The sequence below is a fragment of the Mycobacterium sp. E2497 genome (assembly GCF_001668695.1).
Lineage (GTDB): Bacteria > Actinomycetota > Actinomycetes > Mycobacteriales > Mycobacteriaceae > Mycobacterium.
The window spans coordinates 1-16,752 of sequence record NZ_LZKD01000146.1; the positions used below are offsets into that span (position 1 = coordinate 1).

The following is a 16,752-nucleotide window of genomic DNA, read 5'->3' on the forward strand; positions in this document are numbered from 1 at the left end:
AGCGCAGCGTCCAAACGCGCCCGCAAGTCAACAGGCAACGGCGGCAGCGACGGCAGCTGGTCGATCGGAATGTCGACGGTCCAGTTCATCGGTCCATTCCCTTCTGCGCCGACGGTGCCCCCGGGATGGTCGATCGCGGCTCGCGACCGTGCATCGGCCCCACCCGGACCGGCTCCCAGGCCGCCCGGCGCGGGCATCGCTAGCAAGGCGTATCTCATTGGCGGTGTGGGGATTTCAACCTGAATGGTGGTGGTACAGGCTAAGGCCCAGCAGCACGATGACGCCGGCCAGTAAGAGCACGCGCGGAATGATCACGCGGTTCCAGGCGGCTTCCAGCGACGGGCCGTCATCGAGTTCATTACCCTGCAACGCCGCTTCGGTGAATCTAGCGTTGATCGGCTTAGCCACGATGAAGTAGATCGCCAGCCAGACCAACGTGAGCACAGCGGCCGCAGCACGAAGTCCTCCTGCGGCCGGATCGTGCCCGACGAACGCGAGGATCGCCGAAGACACAATGGCCACAGCGCCGATGGCTCCCGGGATGGGCAGGCGCCTATCACCGTAGTAGTGGACGAAGCCGACAACTCTGGTCAGCTCGGCCTTCGTGAGGCGTTTGAGCGCGGAATCCCACACGACCGCTGCGAATGTGTCGGTGCCATACGTCACGCCTGCACCGAGCAGCCCAACGAGAACCGTGACAGTGGTAGCAATCTCCATGAACACTCTCCTTGATTTCAGGGCCGCACTCCCGGGATGGTTGGGGCCACTGGCTTCCCCATCGGCCCGGTGCAGCAGGCCCACCTTCAGATCGCCCCGATCAGTCGCTCAGGTCGTTTGCCGGGCAACCACCTCGCACAAGGCGGTGACGGTGTACGCCTGCTGCAGCTCACTCTGCGGCAGAGTCACCTGATACTCCTTCTCCACTTTTGCCGTGATCTCCATCAGATTGAGTGAGTCCGCGTGGTAACGCTCAACGAAGTCGGCGGTGTCGTCGATCCCGGCCGGATTCATCGCCAGGACCTCTGCCACGATCTCGCGGATCCTTGCGAGTGCGTTGTCCGTATCGTTCATCTGACATCCTTCGATTGCGGCGGCACCGGACTGGAGGACAGCAAGCTCGCGGCCGGGCGGGAGACGACCAGGAATGAGCCCACGGTGAGAATGGTTCGGCCGCCTGCTCGCGTCTCACCGCTGAACTCACCGAGCGCCCCGGAACGATGTTGGAGCTCTACGTGGTGTTCCAGCACTTCCCCGGGAATGGCTGATGCGGTGAAGGCAAGGTCGCGGACGCCGACCATCAGCGGGAGCTCGTCCGGCGGGCCGAGCTCGGCGAGCGACCACAGGAGCGAGGCAGCCTGGCCGAACGACTCGAGGACGAGCGCAGACGGATACCGGAATCCCTCGATTCCGGTTCCGTCTTCCATGTCCCGGTAGCAGTCTTCCCCGCCCGTGACAGCCTTGGTGGCGACGAGCGAATTGGGCGGCGAAAACTCCCGCACGGTATCGAGCAGAAGCATCGGGGGGCGCTGCCGGAGTAGACCGCGCACCTGGCTGTGGTCAAACATCAGACCCCCGCCGGTTCGAGCGTGAGGTGCACCTCCGCTGCCGTCTGACCGTCGGCACGCACGCCGCGAGCGACCACCCCGACCCGCCCGATCGCCTGAGGAGTCAGCAGCAGGGAGAGTTCCAGTTCGTCGCCCGGAAGCAGGGGTCGGACGAAGCGAGCGCGGCCGACGCTGCACAGCCGAAGTTCGGCGCCGCGGGCTGAACTGGCCGCCTGACGGACACATTCGATCAGGAGAACCCCCGGCAGGATCGGGAAGTCAGGATAGTGGCCGGCCATCTGCGCGGCTGCCCGTTCTACGGCCAACCGCACGGATACCCGAGTGCCCTCTGGGGTGTGCTCGGTCTGCGGTGGGCGGTCGAGCGCGTCAAACACCGTCGCTGTCCGAGTCGAGGCGCGCACGACAGCCTCAGCCCATGCCCGGATGAGCGACGAGGCGCTGCGCGAGCTCTTCTACGTAGTCTGTGATTGTTATGTCCCGGTCGAGATATGGGACCACCTGACGCGTCTGTTCGTAGAGCCGCCGGGTCGCGGTCGACAGGCCCTCGGCGCCTCGGATGTCAACGGCCTGGCAGGCGCACAGCAGTTCGAAAGCGACCACGTGCGCGACATTTTCCAACACTTCGTTGGCGCGCCTGGCCGCGACGAAGCCGAAGGAAACGATGTCCTGGAAGTCTCCGGTCGAGGTCAACGACTGAATGGATATGGGCATTGCCTTCGCCCGGGTCTCTGCGGTCAGTGAGGCGGTCATGAACTGCCCGCCCATCAGCCCCAACCGCAGGCCGGGGTTTTCCCGGCACAGAAAGCCCGGAAGCCCGTTGCTGTTGCCGGCGTCGAGATATCGGTCGATCCTTCGGTTGGACAGGTTGATCAGCGTGGTCATCGCGATGACCAGGTGGTCCATTGCCATCGACACGTATTGCCCGTGGAAGTGCCCGTTGTGGAACACCTCGGCCTCATCCGGGTCGATCAGCGGATTGTCGTTGGAGGAGTTGAGCTCGTCCTCGACGACCCGCGCGATCGTGGCGACGCTATCCATCACCGGCCCCAGTATCTGCGGTGTGCACCGAACTGAGTACGCGTCTTCGATCGACTGCGATCCCGCCTTTGCGGTGTCCCCCATCTCAGCCGAGAGAAGGTGCTCCGTGTCGAGCTCGTCGACCGCGAGGCCGGAGTCGCCCAACGTGTCCCACAGGAATCTGGCGACCTCCTGCTGTCCCTTGTGCGGCTTGAGCTTGTGAACCTGCGGATGGAATGGCTTGGTCTTGCCGACGAGGGCTTCCACGGATAGGGCCGACACGAGCAGATATGACTGCAGCAGACGCCGGGCCCGGGCAACGCTCATGCTGCCCAGCCCCACCATGCCGGAGGTGCCGTTGATCAGCGCCAGTCCCTCTTTGAAACTGAGTTCCATCGGCACGATGCCGACTCGTTGCAGCGCCTCGGCGCCCGGTAGGACTTCGCCATCCAGCCTCGCTTTCCACTGGCCTATGCACACCAGTGCGATCGCGGCCAACGGCCCGAGGTCGCCGCTGGTGCCGAGCGATCCCTTCTCGGGCACGCACGGCACGACACCCGAGTTCAGTACCGCAATGAGCTTTTCCAGGTTGGCCAAGGAAATGGCCGAGTTACCACGGGCAAGCGACACAATGCGGGACAACATGATCGCGCGGACCATGGCGTCGTCGAGATGTTTGCCAACGTTGGTCGCCACTGCATTGAGCAGGTTCTCCTGCAGTTGGCGTGCCATGGATACCGGAACCAGCCAATTGACGAACCCGCCCATACTGGTGTTGACGCCATAAATGACGCGCCCCTCCGCGACGAACTTCTCCAGCGTTTGGCGGGAAGTTTCCACCCGTGCGCAAACGGCGTCGTCGATGGCCACAGGAACGGCTGAGACCGCGGTCGACTCGATCTCGGTCAGCCGAACCCGCCGATCTAGGGACAGGGTGAAGACCACGTGTAGCTCCTAAGCGTTCGTAGCGGGTTGTAATTCGGACGTGCTTTCGGGAGCGGCCAGCCGTTGCCTGAGCAACGCGCGATCGACCTTCCCGTTTTCGGTCAAGGGAAGCTCCGGCAAGGTGTAAATCGACCGAGGCACCATGTAGGTGGGCAGCTCCCGCGCACAGAACGCGAGTGCAGCGACTTCGTCGAGTTCCGATTCCGGGCGGTCGAGGACGACGGCCGCCATCAGAATGTGGTCCCCCGACCGCGCTACCAGGGTCGCCGCGGCCGCCGTCACGGCGGGAAAGCGAGTGAGGACGCTCTCCACCTCGCCCAGCTCCACCCGATTTCCGCGGACCTGTACCTGGTAGTCGGATCGGCCCACGAAGTAGAGCTCGCCCGCTGAACCCAGGCGGGCCAGATCGCCCGTGCGAAGCACTGTCTGCCCATGCCGCGGCTCGACCGGGTCGGACACCAGCACTGCGGCTGTGGCCTCGGGGTCGTTCCAGTAGCCGGTGAACAGCGCCGGGCTACGCAGGTAGATCTCCCCGATCAGGCCGGGCCGGGTGACCACCTGTCCGTGATCGTCCACCAGGGTCATCTCGGCCCCTGCGTGGGCGTGTCCGATCGACAGTCGGTCCTGCTCGGTCGGCAGCGGATGCGGAACATGGGTGAACGAGGCGGCCATCGACTCTGTCGCTCCGTAGCCGTTGATGAGGCTGACGCCGGGAAGCACCGCCTGCAGCTGGCGAATCTCAGGGATCGGGAACTCCTCGCCAGCGAATACGACTGAGCGCAGCCCCTCCAATTCCTTGAGCAAATCTGGATCGTGGCGCAGGACGGGTCGCCATAGTGACGGAACGCCGTGAATCTGGGTGACCTCGGCGTTTCGCAGGACAGCGACCATGCGCCGAGGTGAGCTGAGGTGCTCCCGCCGAACGGGTACGAGTGTGGCACCGCTGCTCAGGGCCACGCCGATCCCGAACAGCGCGAAGTCGAATTGGAGCGGTGATGTGCTGGCAACCCTGTCGTCGGGTCCGGCCAATCCGTCGTCCAGCATCGCGCGGAGGAACGTCACAATTGCCCGGTGGCTCATCACCACGCCTTTGGGACAACCGGTCGAACCGGAGGTGAAGATGATGTACGCGGTATCGGTGGCGACCACGTTCCGGCGCCGGCGCGCCTTGCTCGCCGGCGCGCGCTCGATCACCAGGCCGTTCGAGCCGAACTGCGCACTGCCGCTTGCCTCTGGCAGTTCCCTGTGCTTGATGCCGTCCGCCCGTGCGTGCAGTTCCGGTTCGACCGACTGCAGGATCGCCCGGAGGCGGGTGTCCGGCGTCTGCGGGCTCACCGGCACAAACGCCAAACCGAGCATCGAGCACGCCAGCAGCATGGCCACCGAGGCTGCCGAGGTGTCCGCCTCGACTGCTACGCGGTCACCGACATCAAGCCCGAGGCTGTCCAAGACCGCTGCGTACTCCCGGATTTGGCCGTCGAGGCGCCGGTAGGAGATCTCTTCCAGAGTTCCGTTCTCGTCTGCCTCGACCACTGCAGGTTTGTCCGGGGTGCCGTCCGCAGGCGCCATGAGCAGCCGATACAGGTTGTCGGCCGAAGGATGCGCACGTTCCATAGCGTCCCCGTTCTCACTCGAGCGGTTGAGTCGAGCGGCCTTCTTCTGTTGCCGCATCGGGCTCTTGGGATTAATCGTTCGACACCGGGACGGGCGCCGAACTGGAGCGCATCTTGATGCGGGATGGATTGCCAGGGTGACGCGCTATACGGGCGGCTGCACGGTCGTAATTTGGCTACCATCATTTGCCCACGTGCGCCCCAACACGCGGCGACGTCGTTGCCGAACATCGATGAAGTGAGAGAGGTGTCGAACTCGGGCAGACGGGTCAGCCAGCCTCAGAATGCTTTGCGGGAGCGCGATCGACAGCCGGCTCCCAGGAAACGATCCCGTGTCAACGGTCGGCGAATCGCCCTCTTGAAATTTGCTGTTGCTCAGACGCGCGGTCGTGAACGACACAACCGCGCACGCTCAGAACTGGCCCCGGCAGAGATCGAGCAGGGCCATGGCGAAGGCCGTGCCGGGTTTGCCAAGCGACTCGCGATACCGTCTGAGGACCTGCATCTCGCGCGAGAGATGCACCCGGCAGCCGCCCGAGGTGATCCGAGCCTGCTGGATTTTGTCCGAGACGAACATGCGCTCAAGCACCAAAGCGATGATCCGCTCGTCCAGCGCATCGATCCGCTCGCGGGTACCACCGATCAGGACCGCCGCATCGTCGGTGCGCGCGCCGGTCGTCTCTCTGTTCACGCTCATCGTTCATCTCCTTGAGGGCTAAGTGGTGAAGTGCTCGTCAAAGCGCCGCAGCTTGGTGGTGAGGTAGCGGCGGCATCGGTTCGGAGGGCCTGGTCATGTCGCTTCCCCGGGGGTGCGCGTTGGCCGAGCCGGGGTCTTCGGAGTGGCTTGCAGGCACTCTTCAAAGAAGGCAAACGCGCGCAGGTGGTAGCAGCGGGCGACCCGGCCGAGGCTGATGTTGTGGCCCGCGTCGGGTTGGCGTTCCACCCGGACGACGGGTGCCTTGGTCAGCCGGGAGCACAAGTCCGCGATGTCCGGCTCGTCGTGAAGCCACCAGGCCTCGTGCTCGGCAAACGTCAGCCGCAGCGGGATTTCGATCCGCGGCGCCAGTTCCTCGAACCTCGCCGGCCACAGGTACACCTCGGCGGCCTCGCGGGCGGGCACGGGGGCGACCAGCGCCTCGGCCGCGCGGAAAGTGCCTGGGGGGTAGAGACCCAGCGGTCCCCAGTTGCGTTCCCATTCCATGCGGCGGCGGAGCAGTGTCCGGTCGGCCGAATCGAAGTTGAATCGGTGGCCGATACCGGAGGCATCCAGCGCAAGCAGTCCGGGGGTGCGCGCGGCGGTCGCAAGGGCGAGTTTGCCGCCGTAGGAATGGGCCAGCAACAGGAAGCCCTTCCCGACGGCGTGCCGTTCGGCGAACGCGTCGAGAGCCCCGGGCAGGACGGCGGCCTGCTCGTCGAGGGTCATGCCGTCGGGTACCTGCGCCGCGGAGCGGCCATACCCGGGCCGGTCGAGCGCCAGGACCGTGAAGCCGAGCTGTGCGCCCAGCGTGAGCAGAGATAAGTCAGGCTGGGCCTGCCCGTCGAAGTAGCCCGCGCGCATGCCGCCACCGTGCACCGCGAGGACGGTCGCCCGTGGCTGCCTGTCGGGCGGCTCGGCCAACAGGCCGGACAGGGTCAGGCCCGCAGCCTCAAGGAGGATCGTGCGGACCCCGGCCGACTGGGTCTGCGACGGCATATTTCGGTCCGTCCCGGGCACGCTCACGGTGTCCTTGTCGGTTGCAGACCGACCGGTGCCGCCGGAGTCGCTAAGGGGAGCCATCGGGGCGGTTAGGGGTGAGTCGTGGTGGCGCTGTCCAGGTGAGACCGGCCGACTCGGCGGATGTGACGGGGGCCGCCCACGGATCCTCGCCGTGGATGTCGAGGATCTGTTCACGCAGCCACTGGTCGAAGGGGTGCTGTGACTCAGTCCAGCGCTTCCTGGTCCGCTCCGGTGCCACGGTCTCGAAGTGCACGATCGCGTAGTCCTGATCGGGCCGAGGGTCGATGCGGAGCACCTCGTGGGTGATGCCCAGCCTCCGCCGGGAGGCCTCGTAGTCGCGTCGGCGCGGCCCCTGCAACTCGGCGATGAGCAGGTGCCAGGCGCTGGCCTTCTCGTTGTTCAACGGCACCGTGCGCACCACGGACCGGACGCCGTCCACGGTGCTCCGGCCGCCTTTGCGGGGGGCCAGCATCCGCAGGCCGAGCGCGGCGAACATGTTGGATGCCACACCATGCTCCCATCGCTCGGCGATCCTGCCCTCCTCGTCGAACCGCCAAATGACGATGCCGACGGAAAGGAACGCACGGCCGGTGGGCGCCACCCCCAGCAGATCGCCCTGGTGAGTGCCGCGCCAGGTGTTGTGGATGACGACCATGTCGTCGTGTGCACTGATGTCCTCGATGGTGACGTGGAAGTCGGGGAACGCCTCACGCAGTCCGGCGATGGTGTATTTCACGCCCTCGGCGCCCTCGGGCGCGCCGGGCAGGCCGGCGTGGTCGACGACGTCCGGCCGGTAGAGCTCGTCGACCAGCGAGAAGTCGCCCTGGTTGACGAACTCGGCGAAGACCCGCCGGATGGTCGCCTTGTTGCGTTCCTCAGCGCTTTCCCACGCTGGCGGGATCCTGGTCGCAGTGGTCAAGACAGCAGTCCTCTCATCGGTCTCGGCGGTTCCGAACACGCTCATGTCGCGCTGGCGGTGCTCCTGGGGGCCCACCGCATGCCGTACGCGACGTGTTCGTGTTCCGCGGTGTGGAAGGTGCGATTCCAGACGAGTTTGAGAATCCGGTCGCGCAACCAGATGGCGGCCGGGTTCTGCAGGGCGCCGATCACGCCGATCCGGTGCGCCAACAACTGCATCGGCCGGGTTCGCTGCTGCCGCTCGGCCTCGTAGGCGCGCAGCGCCTGGGTGATGGTGGCACCGGGCGTGGCGAGATGATCGGCCAGGACCAGGGCGTCTTCGATTGCCAGGCAGGCGCCCTGCCCGATGTTGAAGCTGATGGGGTGCGCGGAGTCGCCTAGCAGGGTGACCCGCCCCCGTCCCCAGACAGAGTCTGGTTTGCGGTCCATGACATCGCTGCGCAGGATGCTCTCCGGAGTGGTGGCGTCGAGAATCTGCTGAACCGGGGCGATCCAGCCGGCGTGCCTGGCGCGCAGCATGTCCAGGGTCTGCTCGGGCGTGCCCTCGTCGCGCAGGCCGGCGGGGCCGTTGGCGACGCTCATCCAGTGCACGACGCCGGGGGCAATGTCGTAATACGTGAAGCGGGTTCCGGGACCGAACAGCGCTCGGAAGGTGCCGGGCGGGAACTCCGCAGGAGTCATGTTGGCGTGGCCACGCCAAGCGATGTAGCCGGTGTAGTCGGGAGGTTCGGGACCCAGCAGCCGGCCGCGGACGGTGGAATGGATGCCGTCGGATCCGACCAGCATGTCGCCCTCCTCGGAGGTGCCGTCGGCGAAGTGAACGCTCACCCCATCGGCATGCTCGGTATACCCGGTGACTTCGGCGCCAGTGACGATGGGAGCTGTCACGGCTTTACGCAGAATGTCGTGCAGGTCGGAGCGGCTGATGGCGACGGTGGGTTGCCCGTAGCGCTCGACGAATTGGCCCACCGGGTACTCGCCGATGACCCGACCGGTCGAGGTCGCGAAGTGGCACACGGACTGCGCGGGAGCGATCTTGGCTACCTCTTCGGCGACTCCGAGGTAGGCCAGAGCCAGCATGCCGTTGGTCCAGATGTGCAGTCCGGCGCCGCCGTCGCGGAGTCGGGGTGCGCGTTCGAAGACGACGGAGTCGATACCCCGCTGCTGCAAGGCCAGTGCGGTGGCAATCCCGCCGATCCCGCCGCCGGCGATGAGAACCCGGCGTCTGACATGGGGCGTTTCTGCGGACATGACTTCTCCTTCGGGTCAGTGCGGACGACTCGGCGGCAGTTGGGTTAACCGCTCAGCCCAGCCATCGCGCCATCCGGGTAAGAGTCGGGGGTGTCTGAAAACTGGCTGTCGGCCGTCAAAGGCGGCAGGGGCGCCCGCCAGGTGACCGAAAGCCCGGTGTACACGTACCGGCTGGCCTCGATGCCAAGCAGCACGATCCGGTCTCCCGGCCGGATGCGCCCCGAGGTCCAACCCGCGTCCAGGGACAGCGGCACCGCAGCCGAGCCGGTCGCCCCCACCGCGGCGAGGTTCTCCACGATCCGCCCGGTAAGTGCCTGGTTGTCCTCGGCGGACAGGCCGGCGGCCGTGTACTCGTCGGCGAAGTAGTCTGCGTTGCCCTCCGGCAGCACGATCGCGTCGAACTCTTCAAGCGCCCGGCCTTCCTTCCGTGCCATCTCCTGAATCGCGCGGACGAAGACCCGTGGCCCGAATTTGGAGGTGCCGGGGACATCGATCTTCATCTGGATCAGCTGGCGCCGGCGCATCTGCTCGGCCTGCGGCACGTCCGTACCGCCGCCAATGATTTCCATGCCGGGCTTTCGCAGGCCACCCACGCAGGCGTTGATGAAGGTGAACTCGTCCGCCGATACCTCCGCCGGTTCAGCCTGCATCACCACGGCCGCCGCACCGTCGCCGAATGTGTACAGCGTCAACCGGTCCCGCATCCGTACGCGCGCCGGGTCAGTGCCCAGAAAAAGCGGCGCCATCAGCGGCGAGGCGACGTCGCTCCCCACGACGAGGGCGGTGCGCGCCGTCCCGTCGGCCAGGTGCCGCCGGGCCAGGTCCAGCGCCTGTACCCAGCCCGCGCAGGCCCCGCGGATCTCGATCGCGGCGACACTCTCCAGACCCAGGTAGTGCTGCAGGGTGGTGGCGACGTTGGGCAGCGTGTACTCCGGCGTCGCCGTGCACACCACGATCAGGTCGACCTCGTCGGGCTCCAGACCAGCCCGTTCCAGCGCCTGCCGGGAAGCACGTTCAGCCATCCGGCTGTTGTTGATCGTGTGCTCGCCGGTCGCCGGGTCGATCATCCAGTGCCTGGTCTTGACCTGAATGCCGTCGAGGACGTCGTCCGGCAGCGGTCCGACATACTTCTCGAGCGTCGCATTGTCCAATGGTTCTCCCGGGACAAAGCTGCCGCTGGAGAGGATCTTCACGTCGTACGTGGCGGTCATTGGCCGGACTCCGTTCCTTGGAGGGGTGCGGGGGACAGGGCGAGCGAGGTGTGGGTGCCGCCGAGAGATGAGCTGTTGATCAGGACAGGGCTGCGGCTCCCGCCCTCGCGCCAGGTACCGACGGCGAGGACCGCCGAGAGCTGGGCACCCGCGCCGATCGGCTCGCCGAGTATCCGCTTCGGAGCCTCGAACCGCACCCCGCCCGTGCCGAACACCCGCTCGACGGCGGCCTGTTCAGGACGGTCGACGGCAGCCAGGCCCGCCGCGTTCGCCCAGACGGCTGAGACGTCGTTCGGCTTGAGCCCGGCGCCGCGCAGTGCCCCGCGCATCGCCCTCTCCATGCCGTTACCACTCGGGTCCCAACGGCCGATGCCACGCGCATCTGATGCGGTCTCGTACCCCAGCACCTCGGCGTGCACCGGGGCGCCGCGTCGCTCGGCGCTCGACCGGCGCTCCAGCATTAGTGCGATACCGGCCTCGGCAAGCGTGTACCGGCGCCCGGCCGCCGAACCGAACAACGGGATGCCGTGGTACGCGGCCAGCACGGCGGGTGAGAACGCCTCGACCGCGGGCACCAACAGCCGCTCGGCACGTCCGGCGCGCAGCATGTCGTACGCGACCCCCAATGCCGCGGCGCCCGCTGCATGCCCCGACGTCAGCGTCGACGTCGGCCCCTTGGTGCCCAGGGCCATGGCGACCATTCCGGCCGCCCCGTTGAACACGGTGAACGGGAACACCGCGGGGTTTGCGGCCCGGGCGCCTTCGCGCAGAACCGGGACGGTGAAACGTTCGCTGAACTCCATCGGCCCGATGCCCGTGCCGAGCACTACGCCTGTCGCGGCGACTGCGTCCGCGTCATCTTCCGCTCCCGCCGCGCTCAGGGCGGCTCTGCACACGGCGACGGCGAGCTGAGAAACCTTGTCCATCCGCCGCCGCTCCCTGGCGGAGCCGGCGGCCGAACGGTCGAACTCGGCCCGCGCCAACCGCAGACCATGCTCCGAAACACCTTGCTGGCGCCCGGCCGCATAGGCCGCCCAAAGAGCCTCGGGACCCTCGCCGGCCGAGGTGATCGCACCGAATCCGGTCACCACGACGTCCTCCGGGGCTCCGGCCGGCGCCGGCGCGTAGGCGCCGCCGGCGCGGGCGAAAGCGATGGTGGCGTTGGCGCCGGCGAATCCGAAGTTGTTGGACAGCGCGGTGTCCAACACCATCGGCCGGCCCGTGCCTGCCACCGGGTCAAGGCCGCACTGGGGATCCGGCTCGGTGAAGGACGCAGTGGGCGGCACCACCTGGTCACGCAGGGCCAGCACGGTGACGATGCCCTCCACCGCACCCGCAGCGCCCAGCAGATGGCCGATCATCGACTTGGTACTGGACAGCGCGGTCTTTGCGGCACTCTCGCCAAGCGCGGCGAGCACCGCCTTGCTCTCAGCCGTGTCGTTCTTCGGCGTCCCTGTGCCGTGTCCGTTGATGTACCGGACGTCGTCGGGTGTCAGATCCGAAGAATCGAGCGCTGCGAGGATCGCCCGGGCTGCGCCCTCGCCCTCGGGGTGTGGGGCCGTCGGGTGATAGCCGTCGGCGGACAGGCCATAACCCAGTACCTCCGCGATGACCGGGGAACCGGTCCGCTCCGCGACCCGCCGGGAGAGCAACACCAGCATCCCGCCGCCCTCGCCCAGGGTCAGCCCGGACCGGTCCTTAGAGTAGGGCGCCGCTGGCCGCGGAGAGAGCGACCACAGGCTGCTGAACCCGGCGAACGCCGACTCGGTGAAGGCATCCGCGCCGCCGACCAGCATCGCATCGGCCCGCCCCGCCCGGATCACGTCCAGGGCATGGGCCATCGCGTGCGCGCTCGAGGCACATGCCGTGTTGACGCTGAACACCGGCCCCTTGAGACCGAATGCTGCCGACAGCGCCTCCGCACCGGCGTGTGGCGGTACGAACGTGTAGCGGTGCCAGTCGGGTGTGTTGCCTTCCCGCAGCTCGCGCAAGGCGAGTTCGGCGCTGCGCCAGCCGCCGTGGCAGGTACCGTACGCGACGCCCCACCGCTCGGCCGGGATGTCCGCGTCGACCCGCAGACCTGAGCCTGCCATGGCCTCCGCGGCGGCGGTCAGGGCGTAGTCGACGGACAGATCACGGCTGTCGGAGCCCGGGGCGTAGTCGTAACTGGGTGAGCAGCTCTCAGTGACCTCGCCACCCAGGGCGGTCTGGTAGTCGTCCATGGGCAGGCGGCGCACCGGCGCAATAGATACTCGCCCCGCGCGCACCCCGTCCCACAGGGCTGCAGCCGAACCGCCGTGCGAGGTGACCGCGCCAACCGACGCGATTATCACACTGACAGCCGGGTCAGGAACGTCAGTCACTTTCGTCTGCTCCCTCTCTGAACAGCAGCGTTCGCCCGCTTACGCGTGCCTGGACAGGGTCAGCGCCACGGCCTGGCCCTCGATGCCCCGGGCCAGAGCCATCGCATGGGAGGGCTGAGACTCGCGGGCGCTGCCGCGGACGTGGTTCAGATCGCAGGCCGGGTCGGGGTCATCGAGGTTGAGCGTCGCGGGCACGGACCCGTGGTATAGGGCCAGCGCGGCCACGGCAGCGTTGAGCGCACCGCCGCCCCCGACGAGATGACCGGTCTGCGGCTTGACACAGCTCACCGGCACCGACCGGACGGCGGGGCCCAGCGCGGCACGCAGAGCGGCAGCCTCGCCGGAGTCCCCTAGCCGGGTCCCGGAGCCGTCGGCGGCAACGTAGCCGAGGTCGTCGGCAGCCAGCCGGGCGTCGTCGAGCGAGCGCCGCACCGCTCGGGCCAAACCGCGTCCCTCCGGGTCTGCGGCCGGTGGTGTACGAGCGTCATGGCCGGCGCCATAACCGCTGAGCTCTGCATAGATCCGGGCGCCGCGGTCGAGCGCCGCTTGCTTCTCCTCGAGCACCAGCAGCGCGGCGCCCTCGCCGGGGAGCCCTCCGTCGCGGCCCCGGTCGTAGGGCCGGTACGCCCCGCGCCCCCGCTCGTTGCGGGTGGTCAGGAGGCCAAGCCTGTCCAGAAGCGTCATCGACCACCAGCTGGTGGCGTCGTCGTAGCCGCCGGCGATCGCCACATCCGCGTCCCCGCGTCGCACAGCGCGCATGGCCCGGCCGATCGCGGTGGCACCGGCGTCCGCGTAGCCCGCGAAGAAGCTGCTGGAGCCCCGGATGCCGTACACCTGCGAGATGTTGAACACCGCGCCGGCGGGCAGCCCCTCGACGAAGAACAGTGGCGGCATGATGCGATCGCCGTGTCGCGCAAGGTGCGCGAGGTCGGCGGTACCGTCTGGCCGGCGGATGGTTTTCAGCTCGTCGATCAGCTGCTCAGTGCGCCCGAGCGACTTGTTTCCGCCGAGATATAGGCCGGCCCGATGGCCGAGCTCGTCGCCGCCAGTCTGGGTGTGCGGCAGGTCCGCGTCGTCGAGGGCGAGCCTGGCGGCGGCCAGCGCCAGGCAGTCGCCTCGGTTGATGGTGCGCAGCTGGCGCCTGGTGGCGAACCGGGACGCGTCGAAATCGGCGATTTCGCCACCCAGTCGGGTTTGCAGCGGCGACGGATCGTAGGCCCTGATCGGGCCAATCCCGGACTTGCCGGTCACCAGGGCCTTCCAGTTGGCCTCGGGGCCCTCGCCCAGCGCGGTCAGCACTCCGATACCACTGATGACGACCTGGCGCCCGGTGCCGTTGTGCGGTGTTGTAGTTCGGATCCGCTGCGCGGTCGTCATCGCTCCTCCTCGTAGCGCCCCACGACTAGCCCGACGTTGGTGCCACCGAAGGCGAACGCGTTAACGAGGGCGTACCGCACGTCTCGCTCGCGAGCTGTGTTCGGGACGAAGTCGAGGCCGAGACGCCGGTCGGGTGCCTCCTGGTTGATGGTCGGCGGCACCACTGAGTTGTTGATCGCCCCGATGGCCGCCAACACGCTCAAACCGGCGGCCGCCGCGGTGAGATGACCGGCCATCGACTTGGGTGAACTAATCACCAGCCGTTCGGCGGCGTCACCGAACACCTTCTTGATCGCAGTGGTCTCCGAGAGGTCGTTGCCCGGAGTGCTGGTGCCGTGCGCTACGACGTAGTCGATGTCGGTCGGCTCGAGACCGGCGTCCGCGATTGCCGCCTGGATGGATTCGATGGCTCCGCTGCCGTCCGGCGGCGAATCGGTTATCCGCCAGGCGTTCAAGCTGGTGCCGTAACCCAGGATCTCGGCAAGAATGCGCGCCCCGCGGGCCCGGGCCGCCTCCAGTTCCTCGAGCACTACGACGATGCCGCCCTCCCCGAGCACGAACCCGGACCGATTAGCGTCAAACGGGCGGCTGGCCCGCTCCGGGGCGTCGTTGTAGTCCTTCGTCAGTGCGCCCAGCAGGTTGAAGCAGAGCACGTCGAGCCAGGTCGTCAGCGAGTCATAGCCGCCGGCGAGCATGAGCGTCGCGTCGCCCTCTTGTAAGGCGCGAAACGCCTCCCCAATGGCGTGGCCGGAACTTGAGCAGGCCGTGGACAGGCCCATCATCGGGCCGGTCGCGTCAACCATCCGGGCCATGGCCGCCGCCGCGATGTTCTGGCTGTAGGCCACCGCGTCCGAGGGCGCGTACGGGATGAACGCGTCATCGCGACCCGTCTCGTCGCGCAGCGCGCCGACGTCCACCAGCCACTGCAGGTCCGGCCGGTCCACGCACGCCCCCATGGCCACGCCCATGTCCGCGCTGTCGTACGTCTCCTTGTCGACGGCCGCGTCGCGCAGTGCCTCCCAGGCAGCGGCCACACCGAAGGTGCCCGGCCGTAACAGATGGCGGAGACCGACCGAGCTGGGCACCACATCGCCGAGCGTGAAGTCCTTAACCTCGCCGGCGATGGTCACCTCGAAGCCGGTGGTGTCGATCGTGGTCAGCTGACCGACTCCGCTGCGCCCTTCGACCAATCCCTGCCATGTGCTCGGCGCGTCGTTGCCCAGCGGGGTCACGGCGCCCATGCCGGTCACGACTACCCTGCGGTTCATAGCACCGCCTCCGTCCGCGGCATCTGCTCGCCGTCGACGTGGCCCATCGGATGGAACCGCGCCATTTCGCCAGTCTTGGGCCGCCCCAGTCCGAGCTGCGCGGTCCGGCGGTCAAGCCTCATACCGATCGCCTCCTTCTGCCCGATCCGACTGCCCTGCCGGATCGTCTTCTTCCGCCGTATCTGGTGCGGGCTGGTGCTGTGTCCGAAGCCCCGCGGACGGGCGGCTCCCGCTAGGGGGCGGCGCCGAGGGGCAGGGCAGGCACACCAGGACGGCCTGAGCGACAGCGAGTCCTCCGCCGTGGCTCAGAGAGATGTCGATGTAGTCCATGTCTAGGGATCGGGCGACGACGGCCACCTCGCCGTACAGCCGCACTGTGGGGCGTCCGCCACGGTCATTGACGACCTCGATATCCGTCCACTCCATCCGCGGGCCCATCCCGGTCCCCAGGCTCTTGAGCACGGCCTCCTTGGCGGCCCACCGACATGCCAGGTGCTCGCCCACCCTTCTGCGCCGATAGCAGTAGGCCAGCTCGCGGGAGGTGAACACCCGTTCCCTCAGCTCGGGTTGCGAGGTCATCAGCTCCTCTATCCGGGCCACTTCGACCAGGTCCACACCGGTCCGCACCCGCAGTGGCGACGGGGCGGAGCGGTCTGGCGGCCGCCCCTCCCCCGTTTCACACTGACGCTGTGGAGCGGGCAGCACGCTCGGTCACCAGATCCGTCAGGTTCTGAACGGTGAACAGGGTCAGCACCTCGTCCGCCGTGAGCTTGCCGGCCAGTTCCTCCACATCGATCTGCGGCAGCGACTTCTTGAGCTGAGCCAATCCGACCTCGTTGATGATGTCGTTCTCGTCGGCGAATTCCTCGTCGGGTATGCCGCCCTGGAGCAGTTCGGCCATGTCCGCGACCTTGATCTTTACGCCCGACGCCTTTTCGATGCGGAACAGGACGTCGAGCAGGTCGATGGACTCGGCGTCCAGGTCACCCAGCAGGGTGGCCTCGGGTACGACCTCCTCGATGTCGACGCCTAGCGCGGCGGCGACTGCCTCCTGGACGACGGTGTCGAAGTTCTTTTCCTGTTGAGACATATGTTCTTCACCCTTCTTGGATCACTGCTGCTAATGGATGGGCCGGGCTGTTGCAGGCCGTCGACGGGCCAGCATCCGGTGCCAGTTCGCGGTAGAGCGCCGTCAGGCGACGCGGGTCTCCAGTGGAGCGGATGCAGACCTCTCCGAGCGTTCGCCGGGCGAGTCCGCTGAGCACGCGGCCCGGGCCAATCTCCGTGTACGCGCTGACCGGGTGCTTTGCGGCCGTGCGCAGCACGTCGACCCAGCGGACCGGTCCGGTGAGCTGACCCCACGTTGCCGGTGATCAGTTCGGTCACCGGCACCTACGTTCGCTCGGGCGAGGAGGCCCGGGAACTGCTGCGGGGTCAGCTCACCGGACCGGTCCGCTGGGTCGACGTGCTGCGCACGGCCGCAAAGCACCCGGTCAGCGCGTACACG

General features: G+C 67.5%; 18 protein-coding genes. All 18 read right to left on the minus strand.

Annotated features, from left to right (window positions below; all coding sequences use genetic code 11):
• Nucleotides 1-197 (minus strand): hypothetical protein (locus A5713_RS29195; protein ID WP_156751873.1); only part of this gene is annotated, 197 nt, incomplete at its 3' end.
• A 37-nt stretch (nucleotides 198-234) separates the two neighbouring features.
• Entirely contained in the window at nucleotides 235-717 is a 483-nt protein-coding gene (locus A5713_RS13360) for a DUF1772 domain-containing protein (protein ID WP_142393413.1), read from the minus strand.
• Between the two features lie 108 nt (nucleotides 718-825).
• Nucleotides 826-1,071: an acyl carrier protein gene (locus A5713_RS13365; RefSeq protein WP_068096118.1), complete on the minus strand. Its 246-nt coding sequence runs from the start codon at nucleotides 1,069-1,071 to the stop codon at nucleotides 826-828.
• Entirely contained in the window at nucleotides 1,068-1,565 is a 498-nt protein-coding gene (locus A5713_RS13370) for a 3-hydroxyacyl-ACP dehydratase FabZ family protein (protein WP_068096120.1), read from the minus strand. The genes A5713_RS13365 and A5713_RS13370 overlap by 4 nt, the downstream gene beginning before the upstream one ends.
• Nucleotides 1,565-1,939 carry a 3-hydroxyacyl-ACP dehydratase FabZ family protein gene (locus A5713_RS13375; protein WP_197516369.1) on the minus strand — a complete coding sequence of 125 codons (375 nt, stop codon included), beginning with the start codon at nucleotides 1,937-1,939 and terminating at the stop codon, nucleotides 1,565-1,567. The genes A5713_RS13370 and A5713_RS13375 overlap by 1 nt, the downstream gene beginning before the upstream one ends.
• A gap of 34 nt (nucleotides 1,940-1,973) precedes the next feature.
• Nucleotides 1,974-3,527 (minus strand): phenylalanine aminomutase (D-beta-phenylalanine forming), encoded by a 1,554-nt coding sequence (locus A5713_RS13380; protein WP_067924503.1) that lies wholly within the window; start codon nucleotides 3,525-3,527, stop codon nucleotides 1,974-1,976.
• Between the two features lie 9 nt (nucleotides 3,528-3,536).
• The gene (locus tag A5713_RS13385; protein ID WP_068096124.1) at nucleotides 3,537-5,141 is read right to left on the minus strand and encodes an AMP-binding protein; all 1,605 of its coding nucleotides are present in this window, start codon (nucleotides 5,139-5,141) and stop codon (nucleotides 3,537-3,539) included.
• Between the two features lie 411 nt (nucleotides 5,142-5,552).
• Complete coding sequence (locus A5713_RS13390) at nucleotides 5,553-5,837, minus strand: chorismate mutase (protein ID WP_067924507.1); 285 nt, start codon at nucleotides 5,835-5,837, stop codon at nucleotides 5,553-5,555.
• Nucleotides 5,838-5,930: 93 nt separating this feature from the next.
• Nucleotides 5,931-6,833 (minus strand): S9 family peptidase, encoded by a 903-nt coding sequence (locus A5713_RS13395; RefSeq protein ID WP_068096126.1) that lies wholly within the window; start codon nucleotides 6,831-6,833, stop codon nucleotides 5,931-5,933.
• Between the two features lie 70 nt (nucleotides 6,834-6,903).
• Nucleotides 6,904-7,776 carry an ester cyclase gene (locus A5713_RS13400; RefSeq protein WP_231980392.1) on the minus strand — a complete coding sequence of 291 codons (873 nt, stop codon included), beginning with the start codon at nucleotides 7,774-7,776 and terminating at the stop codon, nucleotides 6,904-6,906.
• Nucleotides 7,777-7,817: 41 nt separating this feature from the next.
• Entirely contained in the window at nucleotides 7,818-9,026 is a 1,209-nt protein-coding gene (locus tag A5713_RS13405; RefSeq protein ID WP_068096128.1) for an NAD(P)/FAD-dependent oxidoreductase, read from the minus strand.
• 44 nt (nucleotides 9,027-9,070) lie between these two features.
• On the minus strand, nucleotides 9,071-10,237 hold the full coding sequence (locus A5713_RS13410) for a 3-oxoacyl-ACP synthase III family protein (RefSeq protein ID WP_197516370.1): 1,167 nt from the start codon (nucleotides 10,235-10,237) through the stop codon (nucleotides 9,071-9,073).
• Nucleotides 10,234-12,600 carry a beta-ketoacyl-[acyl-carrier-protein] synthase family protein gene (locus A5713_RS13415; RefSeq protein ID WP_068096130.1) on the minus strand — a complete coding sequence of 789 codons (2,367 nt, stop codon included), beginning with the start codon at nucleotides 12,598-12,600 and terminating at the stop codon, nucleotides 10,234-10,236. The genes A5713_RS13410 and A5713_RS13415 overlap by 4 nt, the downstream gene beginning before the upstream one ends.
• 39 nt (nucleotides 12,601-12,639) lie before the next feature.
• Nucleotides 12,640-13,977: a beta-ketoacyl synthase gene (locus A5713_RS13420; protein ID WP_068096131.1), complete on the minus strand. Its 1,338-nt coding sequence runs from the start codon at nucleotides 13,975-13,977 to the stop codon at nucleotides 12,640-12,642.
• Complete coding sequence (locus A5713_RS13425; protein ID WP_068096133.1) at nucleotides 13,974-15,245, minus strand: beta-ketoacyl synthase; 1,272 nt, start codon at nucleotides 15,243-15,245, stop codon at nucleotides 13,974-13,976. The genes A5713_RS13420 and A5713_RS13425 overlap by 4 nt, the downstream gene beginning before the upstream one ends.
• A complete protein-coding gene (locus tag A5713_RS29475; protein WP_255398385.1) occupies nucleotides 15,242-15,367 on the minus strand; it encodes a hypothetical protein in 126 nt (41 codons plus the stop codon). Before A5713_RS29475 ends, A5713_RS13425 begins: the two co-directional genes overlap by 4 nt.
• Entirely contained in the window at nucleotides 15,357-15,950 is a 594-nt protein-coding gene (acpS, locus tag A5713_RS13430; RefSeq protein WP_369804442.1) for a holo-ACP synthase, read from the minus strand. The genes A5713_RS29475 and acpS overlap by 11 nt, the downstream gene beginning before the upstream one ends.
• A complete protein-coding gene (locus A5713_RS13435; protein ID WP_068096138.1) occupies nucleotides 15,922-16,335 on the minus strand; it encodes an acyl carrier protein in 414 nt (137 codons plus the stop codon). The genes acpS and A5713_RS13435 overlap by 29 nt, the downstream gene beginning before the upstream one ends.
• Between the last annotated feature and the right edge of the window lie 417 nt (nucleotides 16,336-16,752).

Excerpts from the sequence above, each read along its gene's own strand:
- A5713_RS13385 (WP_068096124.1), bottom strand. The coding sequence starts at position 5,141 with ATGGAACGTGCGCATCCTTCGGCCGACAACCTGTATCGGCTGCTCATG.
- A5713_RS13370 (WP_068096120.1), bottom strand. The coding sequence starts at position 1,565 with ATGTTTGACCACAGCCAGGTGCGCGGTCTACTCCGGCAGCGCCCCCCG.
- A5713_RS13425 (WP_068096133.1), bottom strand. The coding sequence starts at position 15,245 with ATGAACCGCAGGGTAGTCGTGACCGGCATGGGCGCCGTGACCCCGCTG.
- A5713_RS13395 (WP_068096126.1), bottom strand. The coding sequence starts at position 6,833 with ATGCCGTCGCAGACCCAGTCGGCCGGGGTCCGCACGATCCTCCTTGAG.
- A5713_RS13420 (WP_068096131.1), bottom strand. The coding sequence starts at position 13,977 with ATGACGACCGCGCAGCGGATCCGAACTACAACACCGCACAACGGCACC.
- A5713_RS13405 (WP_068096128.1), bottom strand. The coding sequence starts at position 9,026 with ATGTCCGCAGAAACGCCCCATGTCAGACGCCGGGTTCTCATCGCCGGC.
- A5713_RS13360 (WP_142393413.1), bottom strand. The coding sequence starts at position 717 with ATGGAGATTGCTACCACTGTCACGGTTCTCGTTGGGCTGCTCGGTGCA.
- A5713_RS13435 (WP_068096138.1), bottom strand. The coding sequence starts at position 16,335 with ATGTCTCAACAGGAAAAGAACTTCGACACCGTCGTCCAGGAGGCAGTC.
- A5713_RS13410 (WP_197516370.1), bottom strand. The coding sequence starts at position 10,237 with ATGACCGCCACGTACGACGTGAAGATCCTCTCCAGCGGCAGCTTTGTC.
- A5713_RS13365 (WP_068096118.1), bottom strand. The coding sequence starts at position 1,071 with ATGAACGATACGGACAACGCACTCGCAAGGATCCGCGAGATCGTGGCA.
- A5713_RS13390 (WP_067924507.1), bottom strand. The coding sequence starts at position 5,837 with ATGAGCGTGAACAGAGAGACGACCGGCGCGCGCACCGACGATGCGGCG.
- A5713_RS29475 (WP_255398385.1), bottom strand. The coding sequence starts at position 15,367 with ATGAGGCTTGACCGCCGGACCGCGCAGCTCGGACTGGGGCGGCCCAAG.